The organism is Methylorubrum podarium, from assembly GCF_040270385.1.
Taxonomy (GTDB): domain Bacteria; phylum Pseudomonadota; class Alphaproteobacteria; order Rhizobiales; family Beijerinckiaceae; genus Methylobacterium; species Methylobacterium podarium.
This window is the reverse complement of the sequence record NZ_JBELQE010000017.1, coordinates 39,360-60,344: the sequence shown is the minus strand read 5'-3', so window position 1 is coordinate 60,344 and position 20,985 is coordinate 39,360. Positions and strand designations below refer to the sequence as shown.

General features: G+C 69.5%; 17 protein-coding genes. 9 read left to right on the top strand and 8 right to left on the bottom strand.

The annotated features are described in order from the left end of the window. Positions 1-11 precede the first annotated feature (11 nt). From crcB to ABS772_RS02295, 5 genes are all read right to left on the bottom strand, one after another. Positions 12-380 carry a fluoride efflux transporter CrcB gene (gene crcB, locus ABS772_RS02315; RefSeq protein WP_350391927.1) on the bottom strand — a complete coding sequence of 123 codons (369 nt, stop codon included), beginning with the start codon at positions 378-380 and terminating at the stop codon, positions 12-14. 95 nt (positions 381-475) lie between these two features. Continuing rightward, a complete protein-coding gene (locus ABS772_RS02310; RefSeq protein WP_350391926.1) occupies positions 476-883 on the bottom strand; it encodes a hypothetical protein in 408 nt (135 codons plus the stop codon). Between the two features lie 524 nt (positions 884-1,407). Then, on the bottom strand, positions 1,408-3,669 hold the full coding sequence (locus ABS772_RS02305; protein ID WP_350391925.1) for a xanthine dehydrogenase family protein molybdopterin-binding subunit: 2,262 nt from the start codon (positions 3,667-3,669) through the stop codon (positions 1,408-1,410). A gap of 10 nt (positions 3,670-3,679) precedes the next feature. Further along, positions 3,680-4,696 (bottom strand): FAD binding domain-containing protein, encoded by a 1,017-nt coding sequence (locus tag ABS772_RS02300; RefSeq protein WP_350391923.1) that lies wholly within the window; start codon positions 4,694-4,696, stop codon positions 3,680-3,682. After that, positions 4,693-5,217, bottom strand: a complete 525-nt coding sequence (locus tag ABS772_RS02295) for a (2Fe-2S)-binding protein (protein ID WP_238256191.1) — start codon at positions 5,215-5,217, stop codon at positions 4,693-4,695. Before ABS772_RS02295 ends, ABS772_RS02300 begins: the two co-directional genes overlap by 4 nt. Positions 5,218-5,527: 310 nt before the next feature. Between ABS772_RS02295 and ABS772_RS02290 the strand changes: the two genes are divergently transcribed. The 5 genes from ABS772_RS02290 to ABS772_RS02270 all read left to right on the top strand — a co-directional run bounded on the left by ABS772_RS02290 (position 5,528) and on the right by ABS772_RS02270 (position 12,727). Next, the gene (locus ABS772_RS02290) at positions 5,528-6,913 is read left to right on the top strand and encodes a dipeptidase (protein WP_350391921.1); all 1,386 of its coding nucleotides are present in this window, start codon (positions 5,528-5,530) and stop codon (positions 6,911-6,913) included. A gap of 273 nt (positions 6,914-7,186) precedes the next feature. After that, on the top strand, positions 7,187-7,849 hold the full coding sequence (locus ABS772_RS02285; protein ID WP_350391920.1) for a hypothetical protein: 663 nt from the start codon (positions 7,187-7,189) through the stop codon (positions 7,847-7,849). Next, positions 7,849-9,774, top strand: coding sequence for a glycosyltransferase (locus ABS772_RS02280; protein ID WP_350391919.1), 1,926 nt, complete (start codon positions 7,849-7,851; stop codon positions 9,772-9,774). The genes ABS772_RS02285 and ABS772_RS02280 overlap by 1 nt, the downstream gene beginning before the upstream one ends. Beyond that, positions 9,771-11,846 carry a glycosyltransferase gene (locus tag ABS772_RS02275; RefSeq protein WP_350391918.1) on the top strand — a complete coding sequence of 692 codons (2,076 nt, stop codon included), beginning with the start codon at positions 9,771-9,773 and terminating at the stop codon, positions 11,844-11,846. The genes ABS772_RS02280 and ABS772_RS02275 overlap by 4 nt, the downstream gene beginning before the upstream one ends. Continuing rightward, the gene (locus ABS772_RS02270) at positions 11,843-12,727 is read left to right on the top strand and encodes a hypothetical protein (RefSeq protein ID WP_350391917.1); all 885 of its coding nucleotides are present in this window, start codon (positions 11,843-11,845) and stop codon (positions 12,725-12,727) included. The genes ABS772_RS02275 and ABS772_RS02270 overlap by 4 nt, the downstream gene beginning before the upstream one ends. Before the next feature lie 208 nt (positions 12,728-12,935). Here the strand turns inward: ABS772_RS02270 and ABS772_RS02265 are convergent, their stop codons facing one another. After that, entirely contained in the window at positions 12,936-14,375 is a 1,440-nt protein-coding gene (locus ABS772_RS02265; protein WP_350391916.1) for an acetamidase/formamidase family protein, read from the bottom strand. Between the two features lie 108 nt (positions 14,376-14,483). Beyond that, entirely contained in the window at positions 14,484-16,829 is a 2,346-nt protein-coding gene (locus ABS772_RS02260) for an NADP-dependent malic enzyme (protein ID WP_238257445.1), read from the bottom strand. Positions 16,830-16,904: 75 nt separating this feature from the next. On the opposite strand from ABS772_RS02260, the gene ABS772_RS02255 reads away from it, so the two are divergent. From ABS772_RS02255 to ABS772_RS02245, 3 genes are read left to right on the top strand one after another with little or no spacing between them, the layout of a single operon-like run. Then, positions 16,905-17,531, top strand: a complete 627-nt coding sequence (locus ABS772_RS02255; protein WP_350391914.1) for a CatB-related O-acetyltransferase — start codon at positions 16,905-16,907, stop codon at positions 17,529-17,531. Positions 17,532-17,564: 33 nt separating this feature from the next. Next, complete coding sequence (locus ABS772_RS02250) at positions 17,565-17,810, top strand: DUF3297 family protein (protein WP_350391912.1); 246 nt, start codon at positions 17,565-17,567, stop codon at positions 17,808-17,810. Between the two features lie 46 nt (positions 17,811-17,856). Then, the gene (locus ABS772_RS02245; protein WP_350391910.1) at positions 17,857-18,360 is read left to right on the top strand and encodes a hypothetical protein; all 504 of its coding nucleotides are present in this window, start codon (positions 17,857-17,859) and stop codon (positions 18,358-18,360) included. Positions 18,361-18,447: 87 nt separating this feature from the next. Here ABS772_RS02245 and ctrA read toward each other — a convergent pair whose 3' ends face one another. After that, positions 18,448-19,149 (bottom strand): response regulator transcription factor CtrA, encoded by a 702-nt coding sequence (gene ctrA / locus ABS772_RS02240; RefSeq protein WP_012452681.1) that lies wholly within the window; start codon positions 19,147-19,149, stop codon positions 18,448-18,450. A gap of 439 nt (positions 19,150-19,588) precedes the next feature. On the opposite strand from ctrA, the gene fliI reads away from it, so the two are divergent. Further along, on the top strand, positions 19,589-20,959 hold the full coding sequence (gene fliI / locus ABS772_RS02235; RefSeq protein WP_350391908.1) for a flagellar protein export ATPase FliI: 1,371 nt from the start codon (positions 19,589-19,591) through the stop codon (positions 20,957-20,959). The last annotated feature ends 26 nt before the right edge of the window (positions 20,960-20,985 follow it).

Below are 20,985 nucleotides of genomic sequence, written 5' to 3'. Positions count from 1 at the left end.
GACAACCTCCCTCACAGGGCGTGGCGCATCACGACCAGCGCCAGGGCCAGCCCGCCGATGCCCGCGAGCACCGAGACGAGCACGTAGGCGAACGCCGCCAGCCCGTCGCCGCGCTCCAACAGGCTGACGGCTTCGAGGGAGAAGGTCGAGAAGGTGGTGAAGCCGCCGAGAATCCCGGTGGCCACGAACAGCCGCGCCTGGGGCGACCCGCCGCGGGCGGCGAACCAGCCGGTGACGATTCCCATCAGCACCGAGCCGACGACGTTGATGCCGAGCGTGCCCCAAGGGAAGCTCGAGCCGAGCCGCACGGCCCAGTGATTGACCCCGTGGCGCAACACGCCGCCGAGGCCGGCACCGAGGAAGACGAGGAGCGTGTTCAAGGCGGGGGGCTCAGCAGGAATCAGGAATGATGCGTGAAAGCGCCATTGCTAGAACCGTGCCGGATTCCGCACAATGGTTGAACGACACGCGGCTACTAAAGCTTTTTCTCTTTGATGGTGTAGGTAACTGTGGTTTCTCCTTGGCACAGGGCTCCTGGTGTTCGGCATTGAGCAGCCAAATTTTCCAGTTCGCTATATCGAGAATATTTCAGAGTGGGAGAGCATTCTGGCGTATCAACTTTGGCCCACCGTACGGATAGCTCAGTTTTTGAGAGCGAAGCGATCCCGGAATAGGCAGATATGGATGCGCAGCGGTAATACGGACCGTTGCCCCCGGCCAATGCGATGATATTGGTCTTCGAAGCGACCTGAGCGCTAACCGGAAAACGAATGACAGCTTGTGTCGATCCTCCGAATGGGCCCGCGTGGGATACCGGCTCGCTGATCTCAGGCGGACCACTTGCGTCGTTCATATATTCACCAACAATGTAAATTGCCGCCATTTTTCTATAATTGCTCGGCAGCTCCGGTGCACCTCCACTCGATTTCGTATCAACCTCAGAGCGGGACGGTAAATCTGCCGATGCACGCCCTGCTGAAGTCTCGGTCGGAGCAGTCGTTACACAAGCAGAGAGGAAGAATGTTGTTATCGTTGCACAAAGGCATGCAAATGCGTGTCGCATATCCATTCGATCCAAATTGCAATCTCATCGTTATTAAATCTAAAATTACAAGCGTACAATCGAATTTGCGAGTAAAATTAATCAGCCTGTGGTGGTCGATGATGGGCGTTGCTCTTATGCCGCATGAGTTTACTTGAGATTTAGTAGGGTATTATAATTCTACCTACCGTTTAGCAACATTTTGATTTTGCGTATAATTTTCATGGCGCGATATAGATTTTAGCCGATAGTCCGTTGAACGATGCGGAAGTGTTAGAAGAAGTCGATTTGGATGTGTCAATGCATCTCGCAATGAACCTCGCCAGCTCAGCCGGCGAGGTTCCATTCTATAGATTACGGTGTCTTCAACTCTCGCCCAAAACCTTGTCGGGCGTGATCGGCAGGTGGCGGATGCGCTTGCCGGTGGCGTGGTAGACCGCGTTGGCGATCGCGGCGGCCACGCCGACGACGCCGATCTCGCCGACACCCTTCACGCCGAGGGGGTTCGCCTTGTCCTCCTCGTCCACGAAGATCACGTCGATGTCGTGGATGTCGGCATGGACCGGCACGTGGTACTCGCCGAGATTGTGGTTCATGAACCGGCCGATGCGGTGGTCGAGCATCGATTCCTCGTGCAAAGCCGAGCCGATGCCCATGACGATGCCGCCGAGGACCTGGCTGCGGGCCGTCTTCGGGTTGAGGATCTTGCCCGCGGCGATGGCCGAGACCACGCGGGTGCAGCGCACTTGGCCCAGTTCCTCGTCGATCTTCACCTCCGCGAAGATCGCCGAGTGGGTATAGGCCTCGTACTGCTTGGCGAAATCCTTGTCCGGGGCGGCCTCGCCGGTCGCTTCGAGTTTCTCCGTGCCCGTCGCCTTCAGGACGTCGGTGAGCGCCACGCTCTTTGCGGGATCACCCGCCACCTCGATCCGGCCGTTGGTGAACACCACGCGCTCGAAATCGGCGTTGGCGAGGGGTGAGTTCTCCATACTGCGGGCCAGCTTGAACGCCTGCTCGGCGATCGATCGGCAGGCCTTCATCACGGCGGTGCCGGAGGAGGCGGCCGTCCACGAGCCGCCCGCCACGGGCGCCTTGGCGAGGGTGGTGTCGCCGAGCTTCGTCGTGACGTGGTCGAGGGGCAGGCCCAGCGTGTCGGCGGCGATCTGGGTCAGGATCGTGTAGGTGCCGGTGCCGATGTCGCCCGTCTGGTTGCCGACTTCGAGTCGACCGTCCGCAGTGAGCACGGCCTGCGCGCCCGACTGCATCATCATCGATTCCCAGATGCCGGTCGCCATGCCCCAGCCGACGAGCTCCCGGCCCTCGCGCATGGAACGCGGCTGCGGATTGCGCCGGCTCCAGCCGAACCGCTCGGCGCCCTGGCGGAAGCAGTCCTTGAGCGCCTTGGAACCGAACGGCTTCTCCTCGGTCGGGTCGCTGTCGGTGTAGTTCTTCAGCCGCAGCGCGATCGGATCCTGGCCGGTGGCGTAGGCCAGCTCGTCCATCGCCGTCTCGATGGCGTAGACGCCGGTGACGGCGCCGGGCGCGCGCATGTCGCCGGGCGTCGGGGTGTCGAGCTTGGCGATGCTGTAGGTGAGCGCGACGTTGTCGCAATCGTAGAGAACCCCCGACCAGTTGACGACGACCTCCTGGTAATCCTCGTAGGACGAGGTGCCCTGCACAGCGTCGTGCTTGAGCGCGGTGAGCTTGCCCGAGCGGTCGGCGCCGAGGGAGACGGTCTGCAGCGCCTCCGAGCGGTAGGTGAAGGACCACATCTGGTCGCGGGTCAGCGTCACCCGCACCGAGCGGCCGAGGTCTTTCGCCGCCAGCATCGCCAGGAAGAGCTGGTATTGCGGGCGCAGGCCGGAGCCGAAGCCGCCGCCGAGATAGGGGTTCAGCACCCGCACCTGCTCCGGCTTCAGGCCGAAGGCGCTGGCGATGTAGTCGTGGGTGTTCGAGACGCCCTGGATCTTGTCGTAGACGGTGTAGGTGCCGTCCTTCTCGACGACGACGGTGGAGGCGTGCGGCTCCATCGGGTTGTGGTGCTCGTCGGCCAGCCGGTACTGGCCGTTGACGCGGATCTCGGCCGCGTCGAACGCCGTCGAGGCGTCGCCCCACGGCTCCGGCGGCGGCTTGATGCCCGCCCGCTTCATCGGCGGATCGTAGGCTTCCGGCGCCTGTGCCGCGAGGTCGGTGCGGGGCGCCACGACGCCGTAATCGACCCGCACCAGCGAGGCGGCGTAGCGCGCCGTCTCGAAATCCTCGGCGACGACGAGCGCCACCGGCTGGCCGGAGAAGACGATGCGGTTCGTCGCCAGCGCCTGGAACGGCGCGCCGGGGGGCGCCACCGCGTCCTGGTAATCCTCCGGATTGTCGGAGGTGGCCGGGCGGTTCTCGTGGGTGAGCACCTTGATCACGCCGGGCACCGCCTCCGCGGCCGAGGCGTCGATGCCCCGGATGCTGCCCTTGGCGATGGCGCTCGACACCACCACGCCGTAGGCGAGGTCGGGGGCGGCGAACTCGCCGGCGTACTTGGCGAGGCCGGTGACCTTGGCCGGGCCGTCGACGCGGCTGACGGCGCTGCCGACGAACCGGTCACGGCCGGCCGCCGGGCTGAACTGGACGGTCATGGGCGGCTCCTTACTGGATGCGCTTGTCGGACTGGGACTGGGGCGTGCCGGCCGCGGCCTGTTCGAGGCCGCGGACGATGGCGCGGCGCGTCAGCTCGATCTTGAAGCCGTTGGTCGATTGCGGCTTGGCCTCGCGCAGGATCAGGTCGGCGGCCGCCTTGAAGCTCTCGCGCGTCGCGGGCTTGCCCTGCAGCAGCGCCTCGGCCTCCCGGTTGCGCCAGGGCTTGTGGGCGACGCCGCCGAGCGCGAGGCGGGCGGTGCGGATGGTCTGCCCGTCGAGTTCGAGGGCGGCGGCGACCGAGACCAGCGCGAAGGCGTAGGAGAGCCGGTCGCGCAACTTCAGGTAGGTGTGGTGGGTGCCGGCAAACCCTTTCGCCGGCAGGTCGATGGCGACGATGATCTCGCCCGGCGCGAGGGTGGTGTCCTTGGCCGGTTCGTCGCCCGGCAGGCGGTGGAACTCGGCGAACGGGATCGCGCGGTCGCCCTGCGGCCCGCTCACCTGCACCGTCGCCTCCAGCGCGGCGAGCGCGACGCACATGTCGGAGGGGTGGGTGGCGATGCAGTGCTCGCTCGTGCCGAGGATCGCGTGGATGCGGTCCACCCCGCCGATCGCCGAGCAGCCGGAGCCGGGCTCGCGCTTGTTGCAGGGCGTGGCCGTGTCGTAGAAGTAGTAGCAGCGGGTGCGCTGCAACAGGTTGCCGCCGGTGGTCGCCGCGTTGCGCAGCTGGGCCGAGGCGCCGGCCAGGATCGCGTCGGCGAGCAGCGGGTAGCGCTCGCGGATACGGGAATCGTAGGCGAGCGTCGCGTTGGTCACCAGCGCGCCGATGCGAAGGCCGCCGTCGCGCTCCTCGATCTCGCCGAGCGGCAGGCGGGTGATGTCGATCAGCTTGCCCGGCCGCTCGACGTCGTACTTCATCAGGTCGATGAGGTTGGTGCCGCCGGCGATGAAGCGGGCCGCCGGGTCGCTGCCCAGCGCCTGCACCGCCTCCGCCACCGTGCTCGGACGGACGTAATCGAAGCGGTTCATCGGGCGCCTCCCTGCTGCATCACCTCTTCGATCGCGTCGACGATGTTGGTGTAGGCGCCGCAGCGGCAGATGTTGCCGCTCATCGCCTCGCGGATCTCGTCGCGCGTCTTGGCGTGGCCCTCGTTCATCAGGCCGACCGAGGAGCAGAGCTGGCCCGGCGTGCAGTAGCCGCACTGGAAGGCGTCGTGCTCGACGAAGGCCTCCTGGATCGGATGAAGGCTGTTCTTGCCCTCGCGCTGGGCGAGCCCGGCCAGCCCCTCGACGGTGGTGATCTCGGCGCCGTCCTTCATCACGGCGAGCGTGAGGCAGGAATTGATGCGGGTGCCGTTCACCAGCACGGTGCAGGCGCCGCACTGGCCGTGGTCGCAGCCCTTCTTGGTGCCGGTGAGGTCGAGGCGCTCGCGCAGGAGGTCGAGCAGCGTGGTCCAGGGCGCGACCTGAAGCTCACGCCGCTCGCCGTTGATGGTGAGCGTGATGCCGATTGTCCCGACGGCGCCGGGCGAACCGCTGTCGATGAGCATGGTTACATCCGTGATGAGGCGCGGGCCTCGCACGGACGAAACGCGAAGAGGCTTCGCGAAGGGCCGGACGGGACGCGCGTCTTGGGAGGGCGTGGGCAGAGGGAATAAGCTCTGGGCCCGCACCGGGTCGTGTCGATAACCATTCCAAGGTGGCCCTGTTCCGCTCCCCGCCGCGGAGGCGGTGCTGCGACCCGATCGCGGACCGGGCCGGCGCGTCGAGGCGTCCCGGCCGGGTGGGGTGACGCGGCGGGGTTACGCGGAGCGCGAAGCTCGGCTAACCCTTCGCGCACGCCGACTTCGAGGAGCCGCCATGGCCGACGCACTCGACCCCGTCCTGAACGACATCGACCGCGATCTGGACAACAGCCTGGAGCGGCTGTTCGCGTGGCTGCGCATTCCCTCGATCTCGACCGATTCGGCCTATGCCGGGCATTGCCGCGAGGCGGCGCGCTGGCTCGAGGGCAACCTGACCGCGCTCGGGTTCGAGACCAGCGTCGAGGAGACCTCGCTGCATCCCGTCGTGCTGGCGCATCGCCCCAAGCCGGGGGCGCCGCACGTGCTGTTCTACGGCCATTACGACGTGCAGCCGGTCGATCCGCTGGACCTCTGGACGACGCCGCCCTTCGAGCCGCGGATCGACGAGACGGGCGATTCGAAGAAGATCGTCGCCCGCGGCGCGTCCGACGACAAGGGTCAGGTCATGACCTTCGTCGAGGCGTGCCGGGCGCATCTCGCGATGAACGGCGACCTGCCGGTCGGCGTCACCATCCTGATCGAGGGCGCCGAGGAGAACGGCTCGCAGGGGCTTCCCGAATGGGTCGAGGCCAACCGCGAGCGGCTGAAGGCCGACGTCGCGCTCGTCTGCGACACCGGCATGTGGGACCGTGAGACCCCGCAGATCACCACCTCGCTGCGCGGGCTCGCCTACTACGAAATCAAGGTGACCTGCGCCGACCGCGACCTCCATTCCGGCTTCTTCGGCGGTGCCGCGGCGAACCCGATCCACGTCCTGTCGCGGATCATCGCCGACCTGCACGACGCGGACGGCCGCGTGACCCTGCCGGGCTTCTACGACGGCGTGCGCGAGCCCCCGCCCGAATTGCTGGAGCAGTGGCGCTCGCTCGGCCTGACGCCCGAGAAGTTTCTGGGGCCGATCGGCCTGAAACAACCGGCGGGCGAGCGCGGGCGCCTGCCGATCGAGCTGATCCAGTCGCGCCCGGCCTGCGACGTCAACGGCATCATCGGCGGCTACACCGGCGAGGGGACCAAGACCGTCATCGCCTCTCAGGCATCCGCGAAGGTCTCGTTCCGCCTCGTGGACGACCAGGATCCGGACCAGCTTTCCAGGACCTTCGAGGCGTTCGTGCGCGAGCGCGTGCCCGCCGACTGCTCGGTGGAGGTGATCTGCTACAAGGGCTCCCGGGCGGTGGCCCTCCCCTACGACATGCCGCAGCTCGCGGCGGCGCAAGCGGCGCTCGCGGCCGAGTGGGGCCGGGAGGCTGTGGCGGTGGGCGCCGGCGGCTCGATCCCGATCGTCGGCGACTTCAAGCGCCTCCTCGGCCTCGACACCCTGCTGATCGGCTTCGGCCTCGACGACGACCGCATCCACTCGCCCAACGAGAAGTACGAGCTGACGAGCTTCCACAAGGGCACGCGCTCCTGGGCGCGGATCCTGTCGGCGCTGGCGGCGGCGTGAGAGGCATCCCCTTGACACCGCCTGCGCCACCCTGCCGGCCTTCTTCTAATGAGCCTGCCCTGTTGGATCACGAGTTCAGGGGCCGCCGTTCCGATGCTGTCCGCGTGTTCGTCGTGGCACGGGCCTCTCCTCCCCCTTGTGGGGAGGAGGCGGGAGGTGGGGGTGGTGCCGGATGAAGCTCCGCGGTGCCGACTGCACCACCCCCACCCCTACCCCTCCCCACAAGGGGGAGGGGAGCGCGCGACGCCCCAAAAGCGGGCAGGGACACGGCCGATGACCGAACCTGTCCCCGGCCGCCTGATCGAGGCCGCGCCCGGCGCCTTCGTGCTCCGCTTCCCCCTGCCGCCCTCGCTGCCGATCCCGCTGCAGGTCGCCAGCCCCGACGGCGTTCGGCTCGTGACCTGGGTCCTGGCCGGACTCGAGGCGGGGGCAGGGGAGGGGCCGGTCGGCCTCCTGGCGCTCGACGCGGACGATGGCGCCCTCGGCGGCGGCCTGACCCTCGCCACCCACTTCCGCGATCTCGCCATTCGGCCCGAACGCTCGGCGGTCGATGCCCTCGGGGCGGCCGAGCGGAGCCTGCTCGCCCGCGCGCTGCTCTCGGCCGGCGCCTCCGGTCTCGTCCCGCTCGGGCGCCTGTTCGGCCTCGTCGAGGCGGCGGTCGCTGCCTTGCCGGTTGCCGAGGACGCGCCGGATCTCGCCGACGAGGCGGGCGGCTGGACGCTCGGCGGCACCGCGATCCCGCACGGCCTGCTGTTCCGCACCCGCGCCGGCTGGGGCTGTGCCCGGGTCGTCGAGGCGCAGCTGCGCTTCGGCCGGCACCCGCGTCAGCGGCTCACCCTCGAACCGCTCTGGGGCGCGGCGCCCGAGGGCCGGCCGGAGCGCTCGTTCGCGCTCCACGCCCACGGCTTCACCGCGCTGACCGTCGGGGCCTCGTGATGCCGGAAGCGCTCACGGAAAAACCCGCGATCCTCGTGCTCGCGCCGATGCCCGCGGCCCCCGTGAGCGCCGGCAACCGGCGCCGCTTGGTGGCCACCTGCGAGGCGCTGACCCGCGGCGGCTTCGCCATCGATCTCGCCTATTACGCCCACGAGGATCAGATCTACCGCCGCTTCGGCCAGCACCCGCCGACCGATTGTTTGGGAATGGAGCGGACCTTCCGGAACGTCTTCCTGATCGAGGCGCGGACCGTCATCCCGCTCAAGACGCGCGCCAACGCGTTCGGCATCGACGAATGGTGCCCCGACGAGGTCGGGGACTTCGTGGCGTGGTACTTTTCCGCCTACCCCGAGACCGGCGCGGCTCTCGTGAACTACGTCTTCCTGTCGCGCGCCCTGGAGCGGGTGCCGCCGGGCGTGTTGACGCTCATCGACACCCACGACCGCTTCGCCGGGCGCCAGAACCAGTACCGGCCGTTCCGCGCCGAGCCGAACTTTTTCTACACCGACGCGGCCAGCGAGGCGGCGGGGCTCGCCCGCGCCGACGTCGTGCTGGCGATCCAGGCGGCGGAAGCCGGCTACTTCGCGGGGCTGACCGACAGCCGCGTCCTGCTGCTGCCGCCGCATTTCCCGGCCCAAAAACCGTTCTCCGTGCCGGAGCGGGTCGCTCGGATCGGCTTCCTCGGCCACGGCAACGACCCGAATCTCTTCTCCATCGGCCGCTTCATCCGCACGTGGCGCGACGGCTGGACGCCGGATCGGCCCGAACTCGTCATCGCCGGCGAGATCTGCCGCAGCCTGCCCGGCGTCGAGGGGCCGGGCGTGCGGCTGCTCGGCTATCTCGACCGGCTCGAGGATTTCTACGCCCAGGCCGACGTCGTCGTGGCGCCGATGCTGATGGGCTCCGGGCTCAAGATGAAGGTCGGCGAGGCGCTCTCCTTCGGCCGCCCCGTGATCGGCACCGAGATCGGCCTCGAAGGGTTCGAGCCGATGGAGGCGGCCCATCGCTGCCGCAACGCGGAGGCGGTGAAGGAGGCCGTTCTGGCGGTCGCGGGGGATCGGGACGCGCTGGCACGGCTGACGTGGGCGAGCGAGGCGCTGTTCACGCGCTACGCCGAGGCGGCGATGGCGGCGGAGGCGGAGTTGATCGGGCTGTTGAGGGAAGGACGGGGCAGTTCTCCTCCCCCTTGTGGGGAGGAGGCAAGAGGCGGGGGTGGCGCCGACGGCACTGCTCCGCCGCATCCTGAGCCGCCCCCGCCCCGAACCCCTCCCCGCAAGGGGGAGGGGACGAGCGCGGTCCGAGGCGGCGGCCTCGTCCTCACTTGCGAAACCTCCGCCCGCTCCCTGCTGGCCGCCGACCCCGATCTCGGCGTGCTCGTCGCCACCGAGCGGCGCCCCGGCCATGGCGCGGCGGCGGTCTACACACCGCTGCGGCGGCGCTGGTTCGCCCGCACCGAGCCAGGGGCGGAGGGCGCGGCGCCGGATCTCGGCGCGCTCGACGTCGCCCTCTCGCCCGAATGGGTGCGCGACCGGAAGCTGCCGCCCGAAGCCCGCGCCGTCCTGGCCCGCGCCTTCGCGGGCATCCAGGCCGACTGGGAGACGGAAGGCCGGATCGTCGGCTGCGCGGGGGATCGCATCGAGATCGCGACGCTGTTGCCCGGCGTGCTCGTGAACGGCACCCATCCGGCGGCCGCCTTCCTGATCGCCGGCGAGGATGCCTGCGAACTGCGCCCGGAGCGGGTCACGCCGCTCCACCGCCGCGAAATCCACGCCTACGCCGACCGCACCGGGCGCCTGCCCGCGCCGCTTCCGGCGAGCCTGTCCTTCCGCGGGGCGTCCCTGCTCCCGGCGGGCGGGTGCCTCCTGTTCCTCACCGATGACGGGATCGGGCGGATCACCTTGTCGGAGGAAGCGCCCCGCCCATGAGCGAGACCCCCGCCGTTCCCCTGCTCGACACCGTCGATCCCGGCATCGGCCGCCGCGCGGCGCTCGCCGAGGCCGCGCTGATCTTCGAGGCGATCCGGCGCAACGGCGTGCGCCTCGCCTTCGCGCCGCAGCCCGATCCGGACGTCTCCATCGTCATCGTCGCCCGCGATGCCCGCCACCTCCTGGCGCTCACCCTCTTTCGCCTCTGCGCGAGCCAGGCCCTCGCGGGCGTCACCTTCGAGGTCGTGCTGGTCGACAACGCCTCCGCGCCGGAGACCCGCGCCCTCTACCCGCATCTCGACGGGGTGACTCTGATCGAGAACGACACCAACACCGGCTTCGGGCCCGCCTGCAACGCCGGCGCGGCGCGGGCGCGGGGACGCTTCATTCTCTTCCTCAATCCCGATGTCGATCTCCTGCCCGGCGCGCTGGCGGCGATGGTCGCGACCTTCCGCGATCACGCGGGCGCCGGCATCGTCGGCGCCCGGCTCGTCTTCCCCGGCGGCGTGCTGCAGGAATCCGGCGCCGGCTTTCGCGACGACGCGCAGCTCACCCACCCGCACGGCCGCGGCAAGGCCGACCCCTTCGCCCCCGAGCACGCCGCGACCCGCGACGTCGGCTACGTCTCGGGCGCCGTGCTGATGATCGAGCGGGCCCTGTTCGAGAGCCTCGGCGGCTTCGACCCGCTCTTCGCCCCGGCCTATTTCGAGGACACCGACCTCTGCCTGCGCTGCCATCAGGCCGGGCGTCGCGTCATCGTGCAGCCGCGGGCCACCGCGATCCACTACGAGAACGCCACCAGCGCCCGCCGCGAGGAGGTGGAGGCGCTGCTCGACCGCAACCGTGCCCGCTTTCTCGACCGTCATCGCGCGAGCCTGTTCGCGCAGGGGCCGCAGCCGCGGGGAGGAGGCCTCCTCGACCACGATCCCTGGCGCCTGCGGGTGCTCTACGTCGACGACCGGGTGCCGCATCTCGATCTCGGCGCCGGCCTGCCGCGGGCCAACGCCATCCTCAACGCCATGGCGGGGCTGGGCTACGCGGTGACCTTCTTCCCGAACTACGAGGCGGATCCGGAGGAGGCGCGGCGCTACCGCGACCTCGATGAGCGCATCGAGATCGGCTACGCCAGCGGCGACGACGGCTTCGCCCGCCTGATCGCGGAGCGGCGCGACCATTACGACGTGCTCTGGGTCAGCCGGCCGCACAACATCCTGTTCGTCACCCAGGCATTGCACGCCGCCGGGCTCGACCCGCGCGGCTTCGTGCGCTCCAAGGTGATCTTCGACTCGGAAGCCCTGTTCGCGCTGCGCGACTTCGTGACGGAGGCCGCCACCGCGGGCAGCGCGACCGCCGCCGACCTCGCGTGGCAGGCCGAGCGCGAGACGCGGCTGTTCGGCCTCGCCGACGCGGTAGTCTGCGTCTCGCCCGCCGAGGCGCGGGTGCTCGCCCGCTACAGCGCCTGCAACGCCACCGTGCTCGGCCATGCCCTGGCCCGCCCCGAGGCGCCGACGCCGGGCTTTTCCGGACGCTCCGGCTTCGTCTTCGTCGGCGCACTCGCCCGCGAGGGTCAGCCCAACGTCGATTCCCTCGACTGGTTCTTCGATAACGTTTGGCCCCTCGTCCGCGCGGCGTTGCCGGAGGCGGTGCTGACCATCGTCGGCGGGATCGCGCCGGAGATCCGGGAACGCTACGCGCAGCAGGCGGGGGTGCAGGTGACCGGCCGGGTGCCGCTGACCGAGCCCTATCTCGACGCCGCCCGCGTGTTCCTGGCACCGACGCGCTTTGCCGCCGGCATCCCCCACAAGGTGCACGAGGCGGTGGCGCGGGGGCTGCCCTGCGTCGTCACGCCGATCCTCGCCGATCAGGTCGGCTGGGCGGACGGTGCCGGCTTCCTCGTGCGCGACTGGCGCGATCCGAGGCCCTTCGCCGAGGCGCTGGTGGTGCTCCACCAGGATCCCGCCCTGTGGGACGCCGTTCGCGACGAGGGCAGCCGAAAGATCGCCGCGGATTGCGACGCCGACGCCTTCGCCGGGGCGATCCGGGCGTTGTGCGAGGCGCAGGTGGTGGCATGAGCGCGTCGCCCGCCGCCCGCCTCGTCGGCCTCGCCAGCGGCCTCCTGCGCCGCGCCGTGATCGGCCGCGTCCCGAAGCTGTTCGATGCCGCCTATTACCGCGAGCGCAATCCGGGCGTGGCGCGCAGCGGCCTCGACCCGTTCCTGCACTACGCGTGGTTCGGCGCCCGGCGGGACCGCAATCCGAGCGCGGATTTCGACACCGCCTTCTACCGCCGCCAGAGCGGCCGGACCCGGCTCGACCCCCTGCGCCACTACCAGCAGGTCGGCGCCGCGCAGGGCCTCGATCCGAGCCCCGGCTTCAGCACCAGCCTCTATCTCGCCCGCTACCCCGACGTGGTCGCGGCCGGAATCAACCCGCTCCTGCATTTCCGCACCGACGGGCGGGCGGAGGGCCGCGAGGCGGCGCCCTCGCCGATCGAGCCCGACCGCCTGCGGGCGCTCGACGGCGTGGCGGAGGATCACAACGTCACCCTGCCCGAGGCCGAGGGCGGGCGCTTCGCCCTGACGCTGCTGCGCCAAAGCCCTCTCGACCGCGGCGCGGCGTTCGCGCCCCGCTTCTGCCTCCAGCTCTGCGTAGACGGCGTCGAGTACGACGCCCTGCTCGACGCGTTCCGCGCCTTCGAGGCGGGGAGGCAGGCGGCGCTCGCCCTGGAGATCGACACGGGCGCCGGCCCGCACCCGCCGATGCCGACTCAGCTCCTCGCCTTCGAGCGCTGCTTCGTCTCCCGCTCGGACGATGGCCGGACCATCACCCTGCGCTATGCGGAGCTGCGGGCCTGGGACCTGCGCCTCAAGCGGCCCGGCGTCGCGGCCGTGTTCCCCGGCGGCCATTTCTCCGCGCGGTCGCTGGCGAAAGGGGAGGGGTGGCCGGCGGCGTGATCCGGCGCGGCCCATCCGGAGAGGTCGCGTCCCGGATCGCTTCGGCCGCTGCCTCTCTCCTCCCCCCTTGTGGGGAGGAGAGAGGCGGTGGGGGCAGTGCCGGTTCGAGCGCGGCGGTGCCGTCTGCACCACCCCCACCCCGAACCCCTCCCCACAAGGGGGAGGGGAAATGCCAGGCTCATGCCGAAGGAATCAACCGGACACCGCGTCAGGCCGGCCGCTCCGAAAAGATCGCCTTCTTGACGATGGCGTGGACGCCCCAGTTGCCGTCGACCACCTGGGTGATGCCGAAATCGACCGCCACCGACATCAGCGAGATCGCCTCGTCCTCGGTCAGACCCTTCGCCTGCATCAGGAACTGCCGCATCTTGCGGAAGGCGTCCCGCATGGCGAGGTCGATGGAGGATTTCTGGAAGATCGCGTTCTGCGCGTCGGCCCCGAGGTCCTTGAGGTAGTTCGGGTAGCTGAAGCCGGAGAGCACCCAATCCTCGCTGGTCTCGATCATCGGGAAGTCGAGGGCCTCCAGCGAGGTGCCGGCGAGATCCGCCTTCTTGTGCAGGATGAACTGGAAGGTGCCGGTGAGCGAGCACTCGATCGCCGTGCCGCAGAGTTCGGAATCGCCCTGGCTCGCGTGGGGGTCGCCCACCGAGAACAGGGCCCCCGGCACGGCGACGGGGTAGTACATCGTCGCGCCCTTGCCGATGCGCCAATTGTCGATGTTGCCGCCGGTGTAGCTCGGCGGAATCGAGTTCACCATCTCGGCCTCGGCCGGCGCCACGCCCATCGTGCCGAAATGCGGGCGGATCGGCACGCGGATGCCCTTGAGCACGTCGAAGCTGCGCTTCGTCCGGGTGTGATCGACGGGCAGGCCCGGATAGTCGATGGTCGGGTGGTCGCGGCCGTCCGGATCGGTCACCCCCGGCCAGGGAAAGCTGTAGACGGCCTTGGCCCAGTCGCGCTCGCCGGATGAGTCGACCTCGTAGATGGTGACGACCTCGCGCTTCTTGCCCCCCAGCATGTCGTTGTAGTGGTAGCCCCACCACGCCGCCGCGTTGCTGCCGAAGGTCCGGCCCTTGAATTTCGGGTTGGCGCAAGCGCGCGGCGCCACGTCGAGGATGCGCACCTCCAGCACGTCGCCGGGCTCCGCCCCGCGGATCGCCACCGGGCCGGTGCAGATATGGACGCCGAGCCCGCCGCCGGGGCCGAGCTTCGAATCCTCCGGCCCGGCGCCGCGACGCGCCACGCCCTTCTTCTCCTTGGTCCAGAGGAAGACGCTCTCGGCACCCGGATCCCCGGTCACCATGCGCTCGGCATCGTCGTTGGCGTGGTGGGTCAGGGTCTCGATGGTGACGAAATCGCCCGAGGCGATCTCGACCTGGGGTTTGAGGGATTTCGAGAAGTAGCCCCAGTGCACGGTCTCGGCGTTGGCCGGCAGGTGGTAGTGCGCCGTCTGCTTCAGCCGGCTCCCGCTGCTCTGCGCCAGGGCCGGGCTCACCAGCGAGAGCCCGCCCGCGGCGAGGGCGGCGGCCCCGCCGGTGGCGACGAAGCCGCTCTTCAGGAAGGCACGGCGCTCCGGCTCCATGTCGCGCCGGTAGCGCAGCCGATGCTCGGCGAAGGCGGCACAGGTCGGGTCGTCACCAAGGCACATTGCGGACTCCACGGGCGTTCAGCGCGCGGAAACCGCATGCAAAATGACAGCCAAGCTTGAGCTCCGCCCCCTCGCTCGGCTCGGGGGCGGGCTTCGTCGCGTGATTGGCTACTCCGACAGCGGGCCCGCGCCCGGCTCGGCCTCCGGTGCCGCCCCTTGCACGGCTCCTTGCGTGACCCCGGCCTGCGCCTCCACCACCGCCGCGGCGGTAACGTTGACGATGCCGCGCGCCGTCACGGAGGGCGTGAGGATGTGCGCCGGCTTGGCCGGGCCGATCAGCAGAGGGCCGACCGGCAGGGCGTCGGCGAGCACCTTGGCGAACTGGAAGGCGATGTTGGCGGCATCCAGGTTCGGGAAGACCAGGATGTTGGCCGCACCCTTCCAGTTCGAGCCCGGCAGCACCCGGTCGCGCACGAGTTCGGACAGGGCCGAATCCGCCTGCATCTCGCCGTCGGCCTGAATGTGGGGTGCGCGGGCCTGGATCAGTTCGAGGGCGCGGCGCATCTTCTTCGCCGAGTCCGAGTCGGACTGCCCGAAATCGGAGTGGCTCAGCAGCGCGATCTTCGGGGTCAGGCCGAAGCGGCCGACATGGCCGGCGCAGGCGATTGCGACGTCGGCCACTTCCTCCGCGCTGGGATTCTGCCGGACATGGGTGTCGGCCAGGAAGTAGGCGCCCTTCTTCGTGACGATGAGGCTCATCGCCGCGAAGTCGAGCAGTTCGGGTGAGAGCCCGATGATGTCGCGGATGACGCGCAGCCGCGTCTCGAACCGGCCTTCGAGGCCGCAGATCAGGGCGTCCGCCTCGCCGCGGCGCACGGCGAGCGCGCCGATCACCGTGCTGTTGGTGCGCACCAGCGTCCGGGCGAGATCCGGGGTGATGCCGCGGCGCCCGGCGATCTCGAGATAGGTCGAGACGTAGTCGCGGTAGCGCGGATCGTCTTCCGGATCGATCAGGTCGAAATGCTCGCCGTGCCGGAGGTCGAGGCCGAAGCGCTTGATGCGGGTCTCGATCACCCGCGGGCGGCCGACGAGGATCGGCCGGGCGACGCGGTCCTCGACCACCACCTGGGCGGCGCGCAGCACCCGCTCGTCCTCGCCCTCGGCGTAGATGACGCGCTTGGGGTTGTCCTTCGCCTTGGAGAAGAGCGGCTTCATGATGAAGCCGGAGCGGTGGACGAACCGGTCGAGCGATTCCGCGTAGGCGTCGATGTTCTCGACCGGCCGCCCGGCCACCCCCGAATCCATCGCCGCCTTGGCCACGGCGGGGGCGATGCGCAGGATCAGGCGCGGGTCGAACGGGCTCGGGATTAGCGAGTGGGGGCCGAAGGGCCGGGCCTCGCCGCCATAGGCGCGGGCCACGACGTCGGACGGCGCCTCGCGGGCGAGGGCCGCGATCGCCTTCACGGCGGCCTTCTTCATCTCCTCGTTGATCGCGTGCGCGCCGACATCGAGGGCGCCGCGGAAGATGTAGGGGAAGCAGAGGACGTTGTTGACCTGATTAGGGAAGTCCGAGCGCCCGGTGCAGATCATCGCGTCGGGCCGGCGCTCCTGGGCGAGGTCCGGCATGATCTCGGGATAGGGGTTGGCGAGCGCCATGATGAGCGGCTTCTCGGCCATCTTCTCGAGATATTCGGGCTTGAGCACCCCGCCCGCGGAGAGGCCGATGAACACGTCGGCGCCGGGGATCACCTCGGCCAGCGTGCGCGCCTCCGTCTCCCGCGCGTAGACCTCCTTCCAGCGGTCCATCAGCTCGGACCGGCCCTTGAAGACCACGCCCTTGATGTCGGTGACGGTGATGTTCTCGCGCCGGGCGCCGAGGGAGACCAGCAGGTTGAGGCAGGCGAGCGCCGCCGCGCCGGCGCCCGAGGTGACGATCTTGGCGTCGGAGAGGTCCTTGCCGGCGAGTTCCAGCGCGTTGAGCACGGCGGCCGCGACGATGATCGCCGTGCCGTGCTGGTCGTCGTGGAAGACCGGGATGTTCATCCGCTCGCGGCAGCGCTCCTCGACCTCGAAGCACTCGGGCGCCTTGATGTCTTCGAGGTTGATGCCGCCGAAGGTCGGCTCGAGCGAGCAGACCACGTCCACCAGCTTGTCGACCTCCTTCTCGTTCACCTCGATGTCGAACACGTCGATCCCGGCGAACTTCTTGAACAGGACCGCCTTGCCCTCCATCACCGGCTTCGAGGCGAGCGGGCCGATATCGCCGAGGCCGAGAACCGCGGTGCCGTTCGAGAGAACCGCGACGAGGTTCTGGCGGATGGTGAGGGTGGCGGCCTCCTGCGGGTCGTCGTGGATCGCCATGCAGGCGGCGGCGACGCCGGGGGAATAGGCGAGGGCGAGGTCGCGCTGGTTGCCGAGGGGCTTGGTTGCCTGGATCTCGAGCTTTCCGGGTTTCGGCAGTCGATGGTAGACGAGCGCCCCGGACTTCAGATCCTCGGACATATTGTCGGCCATGGCGATGCCGTCCTCTTTCACGCGTTCTTGCGCGCCCGCACCCTCTTCTTCCGGGGGACGCTGTTGAGGCATCTGTTGCAACGGCTGAGGCGGGGGCGCAACCCGCACAACGAAACCCGGCTCCACCTCGAAACGCTGGCGCGGCGCTGGAATTTCTTAATCGGCGCCTACTCTTACGGCCGGCCGAAGGTGCGCTTTCCCGAATCCGGGCGGCGGCTGACGATCGGCCGGTATTGTTCCATCGCCGACCGGGTCGAGATTCTCCTCGGCGGCGATCACCGGCTCGATTGGGTCTCGACCTATCCGTTCGCGGCGATGACCGGGCTCTGGCCCGGAGCGGACGCGCCTCAGGACTACCACGTCTCGCGCGGCGACGTGACCATCGGCAACGACGTCTGGCTCGGATCGGGCTGCATGATCCTGTCGGGGGTCACCGTCGGCGACGGGGCGGTGGTCGCCGCCCACGCCGTCGTCACGCGGGACGTGCCGCCCTACGCGGTGGTCGCCGGCAACCCCGCCCGCCTCGTGCGCCGCCGCTTCGACGAGGCGACCGCCGCAGCCCTGGTCGAGACGGCGTGGTGGGATTTTCCGCACCCGACGGTGATGCGGTGGATCCCGCTTCTGCAGAGCGGCCGGGTGGAGGAACTGATCGCCGCGGCGAGGGCCGAGCGCGAAGTTGCGGGACCGCCGCGATTGCCGTAACCGGCCCGCTCGATCGCCAGGAAGCCACGATTCATGTCCGACACGCCCCCCGACCGCCTCTCGGTGAACCCGAACAGCCCCCACTATGATGAGGCGGTCCTCGCCCGCGGCGTCGGCATCCGCTTCAAGGGCGTCGAGAAGACCAATGTCGAGGAATACTGCGTCAGCGAGGGCTGGGTCCGCCTCTCCGCGGGCAAGGCGCTCGACCGGTCCGGCAACCCGATGACGGTGAAGCTCAAGGGCACGGTCGAGCCCTATTTCCGCGAGGAGCCGGCCTGAGCCGGAGCCAACGGGTGAGAGAGGGAAGCGGCGCATGATCCGAGGCATGATCCGGGGATCGGCCGTCGCCCTCCTTGTCGGCCTCGCGCCCGTTTCGGCGCGGGCCGAGGGGTTCGCCCTCCGCGATCTCACCGGGCTCGAACCCGCGGCGAAATCCGCCCTCGGCGGCCGTTTCGCCGCCCGAGCCGAGGCCGCCCGGCTGACGCTCCTCTGCGCCGCGTGCGAGGGCAGCCCGATGATCGACGTTCTGCTCGGCCGGCAGGCCGACGGCACGGAGGGGCGGGTGCGCTCGGGGGAGACGCCGATCGCCAGCCTGGAGGCGCTCTGTCGGCAACGCGATCCGGAATGCCGGCTCACCGGCCTGTCCGTGGCGCCGGCGGTCGGGTGGATCAGCCTCTACCGGATGGGCTCGATGTCGGGGGCGACGGCAATCGTCCTGCGCGACGGCGATCTCCTGACGATCCGCTCCCTGGCCGGCGATGCCGCCACCGCCTCGCGCAACGCCCGGACCCTCGTCCAGGCCCTCGTCCCCCGGATCGTCGGACCTTAAGCCGGCGGCGACCGTCCGGGGTGATGCTCTCCGAACGAAAGAACCCCGCCGGAGCGGGGTTCGGGAGCGTTCGAAGGCCGGAGCGGATCAGACCGCCATGCGGTCCTCGCCCTCGACCGGCTCGCGCAGCACGTAGCCGCGGCCCCACACGGTCTCGATGTAGTTCTTGCCCTCGGACGCGTTCGCCAGCTTCTTGCGCAGCTTGCAGATGAACACGTCGATGATCTTCAGTTCCGGCTCGTCCATGCCGCCGTAGAGATGGTTGAGGAACATCTCCTTGGTGAGCGTCGTGCCCTTCCGCAGCGAGAGGAGTTCCAGCATCTGGTACTCCTTGCCGGTGAGGTGCACCCGCGAGCCGGAGACCTCGACGGTCTTCTGGTCGAGGTTCACGATCAGGTCGCCGGTGGTGATGACCGACTGGGCATGGCCCTTCGAGCGGCGCACGATGGCGTGGATGCGCGCCACCAGCTCGTCCTTGTGGAACGGCTTGGTGAGGTAGTCGTCGGCGCCGAAGCCGAGGCCCTTCACCTTGTCCTCGATGCCGGCCATGCCCGACAGGATCAGGATCGGGGTCTTCACCTTGGCGACGCGCAGGCTGCGCAGCACCTCGTAGCCCGACATGTCGGGCAGGTTCAGATCCAGAAGGATGATGTCGTAATCGTAGAGCTTGCCGAGATCGACGCCCTCTTCGCCGAGGTCGGTCGTGTAGGTGTTGAAGTTCTCGGACTTGAGCATCAATTCGATGCTCTGCGCCGTCGCGCTGTCGTCCTCGATCAGAAGTACGCGCATCGTGATCCCCACCGGACAGGCCGTTTCGGGGCGCTTGAGACAAGCCGCCGCCGGTCGTCCGCCGACGGCCCCGGCGGACGCTCCCTCATTCCCACTTTCGAAACGCTATTCCTTAACCGTTAACAAAAGCCGAATCCCGCTTGCAAGCTCTGTCTCTTTCGAGTCCGGCACCGATTCTCACCATGGTTGGCGATCTGTTCTCCATCCGCAGGGGCTTTTCTGGGGCGGGAAATCAGCCTCGCCCGCTAACCCCTTCATATCCCTAGAGTTGGCGTTTCTGTTGCCGAAAGGAGACGACGATCGTTCGTCGCCTTTTCGATTCGTGCGGACCGGCGGCGACGGCGTCGGATCGGCGGGAAGACGCCTTGGCGAAGAGCCCCGCGGTGTTAAGACATCGGCCGGTTCGGTGACGGGACGCGGTTAACGGGGTCGAGGTCGCATGACGCAGGAGAGCGGCTCCGGGGGGCTGGCGGCGGCGCTCGCGGCGCTCTCGACCGTCGAGACGCTCGAAACCTTCGGCCGGGTGACGGCGATCCGCGGCCTCCTGGTCGAGGTGGCCGGGCCGGTCTCCGCCATGCGGCTGGGCGGCCGCATCGACGTGGTGGTGGAGGGCGGCGGCGGGGGCGAGACATCGCCCGTGCCCTCGACCGTGCCGTGCGAGGTGATCGGCTTTGCCGGCGACCGCGCGCTCGCCATGCCGTTCGGCTCCCTGGAAGGCGTCCGCCGCGGCTGCCCAGCGCTGGTGCGCGACGAGGCGGCGGGCGCGATCCGCCCCTCCGCCGCCTGGCTCGGGCGCACCGTCGACGCCCTCGGGCGCCCGATCGACGGGCTCGGCCCCCTCGCGCAGGGGCCGGCGATCTATCCCCTGCGCGCCGATCCCCCGCCCGCGCACGGGCGGAAACGGGTCGGGCCGCCGCTCGATCTCGGGGTGCGCTGCATCAACACCTTCCTCACCATGTGCCGCGGGCAGCGCATGGGCATCTTCGCCGGCTCGGGCGTCGGCAAGTCGGTTCTGCTCTCGATGCTCGCCCGCTACACCGCCGCCGACGTGGCGGTGATCGGCCTCGTCGGTGAGCGCGGGCGCGAGGTGCAGGAATTCCTGCAGGACGATCTCGGTGCCGCCGGCCTCGCCCGCTCGGTCGTGGTGGTGGCGACCTCCGACGAGCCGGTGCTGATGCGCCGCAACGCCGCCTACGTGACGCTGGCGATCGCCGAGTATTTCCGCGATCAGGGCGCGCAGGTGCTGTGCATGATCGACTCGATCACGCGCTTCGCCATGGCCCAGCGCGACATCGGCCTCGCCGGCGGCGAACCGCCCACCGCCAAGGGCTACACCCCCACCGTCTTCTCCGAACTGCCGCGCCTTCTCGAGCGGGCGGGGCCCGGCACGGGGGAGGGGGCGATCTCCGGCCTGTTCACCGTGCTGGTGGAGGGCGACGACCACAACGAGCCGGTGGCGGACGCGGTGCGCGGCATCCTCGATGGGCACATCGTCATGGAGCGCCGCATCGCCGAGCAGGGCCGCTATCCGGCGATCAACGTGCTGCGCTCGGTCTCGCGCACCATGCCGCGGGCCTGCGACCCGGCGCATCTTCCCACGGTCCGCCGGGCGCGAAAGGTCCTCGCGACCTATGCCGACATGGAGGAACTGATCCGGCTCGGGGCCTACCGCGCCGGCTCCTCGCCGGAAGTGGACGAGGCGGTGGCCTTGATGCCCGATCTGACGGCTTTTCTGGGGCAGGGTAAGGAAGAAGCAACCTCCATCGGCGAGGGTTACGCCCGGTTGGCCGCCATCGTCGGCGGCGGGTGAGGCGGCTTCGAAAGCGCGTCGGGTGA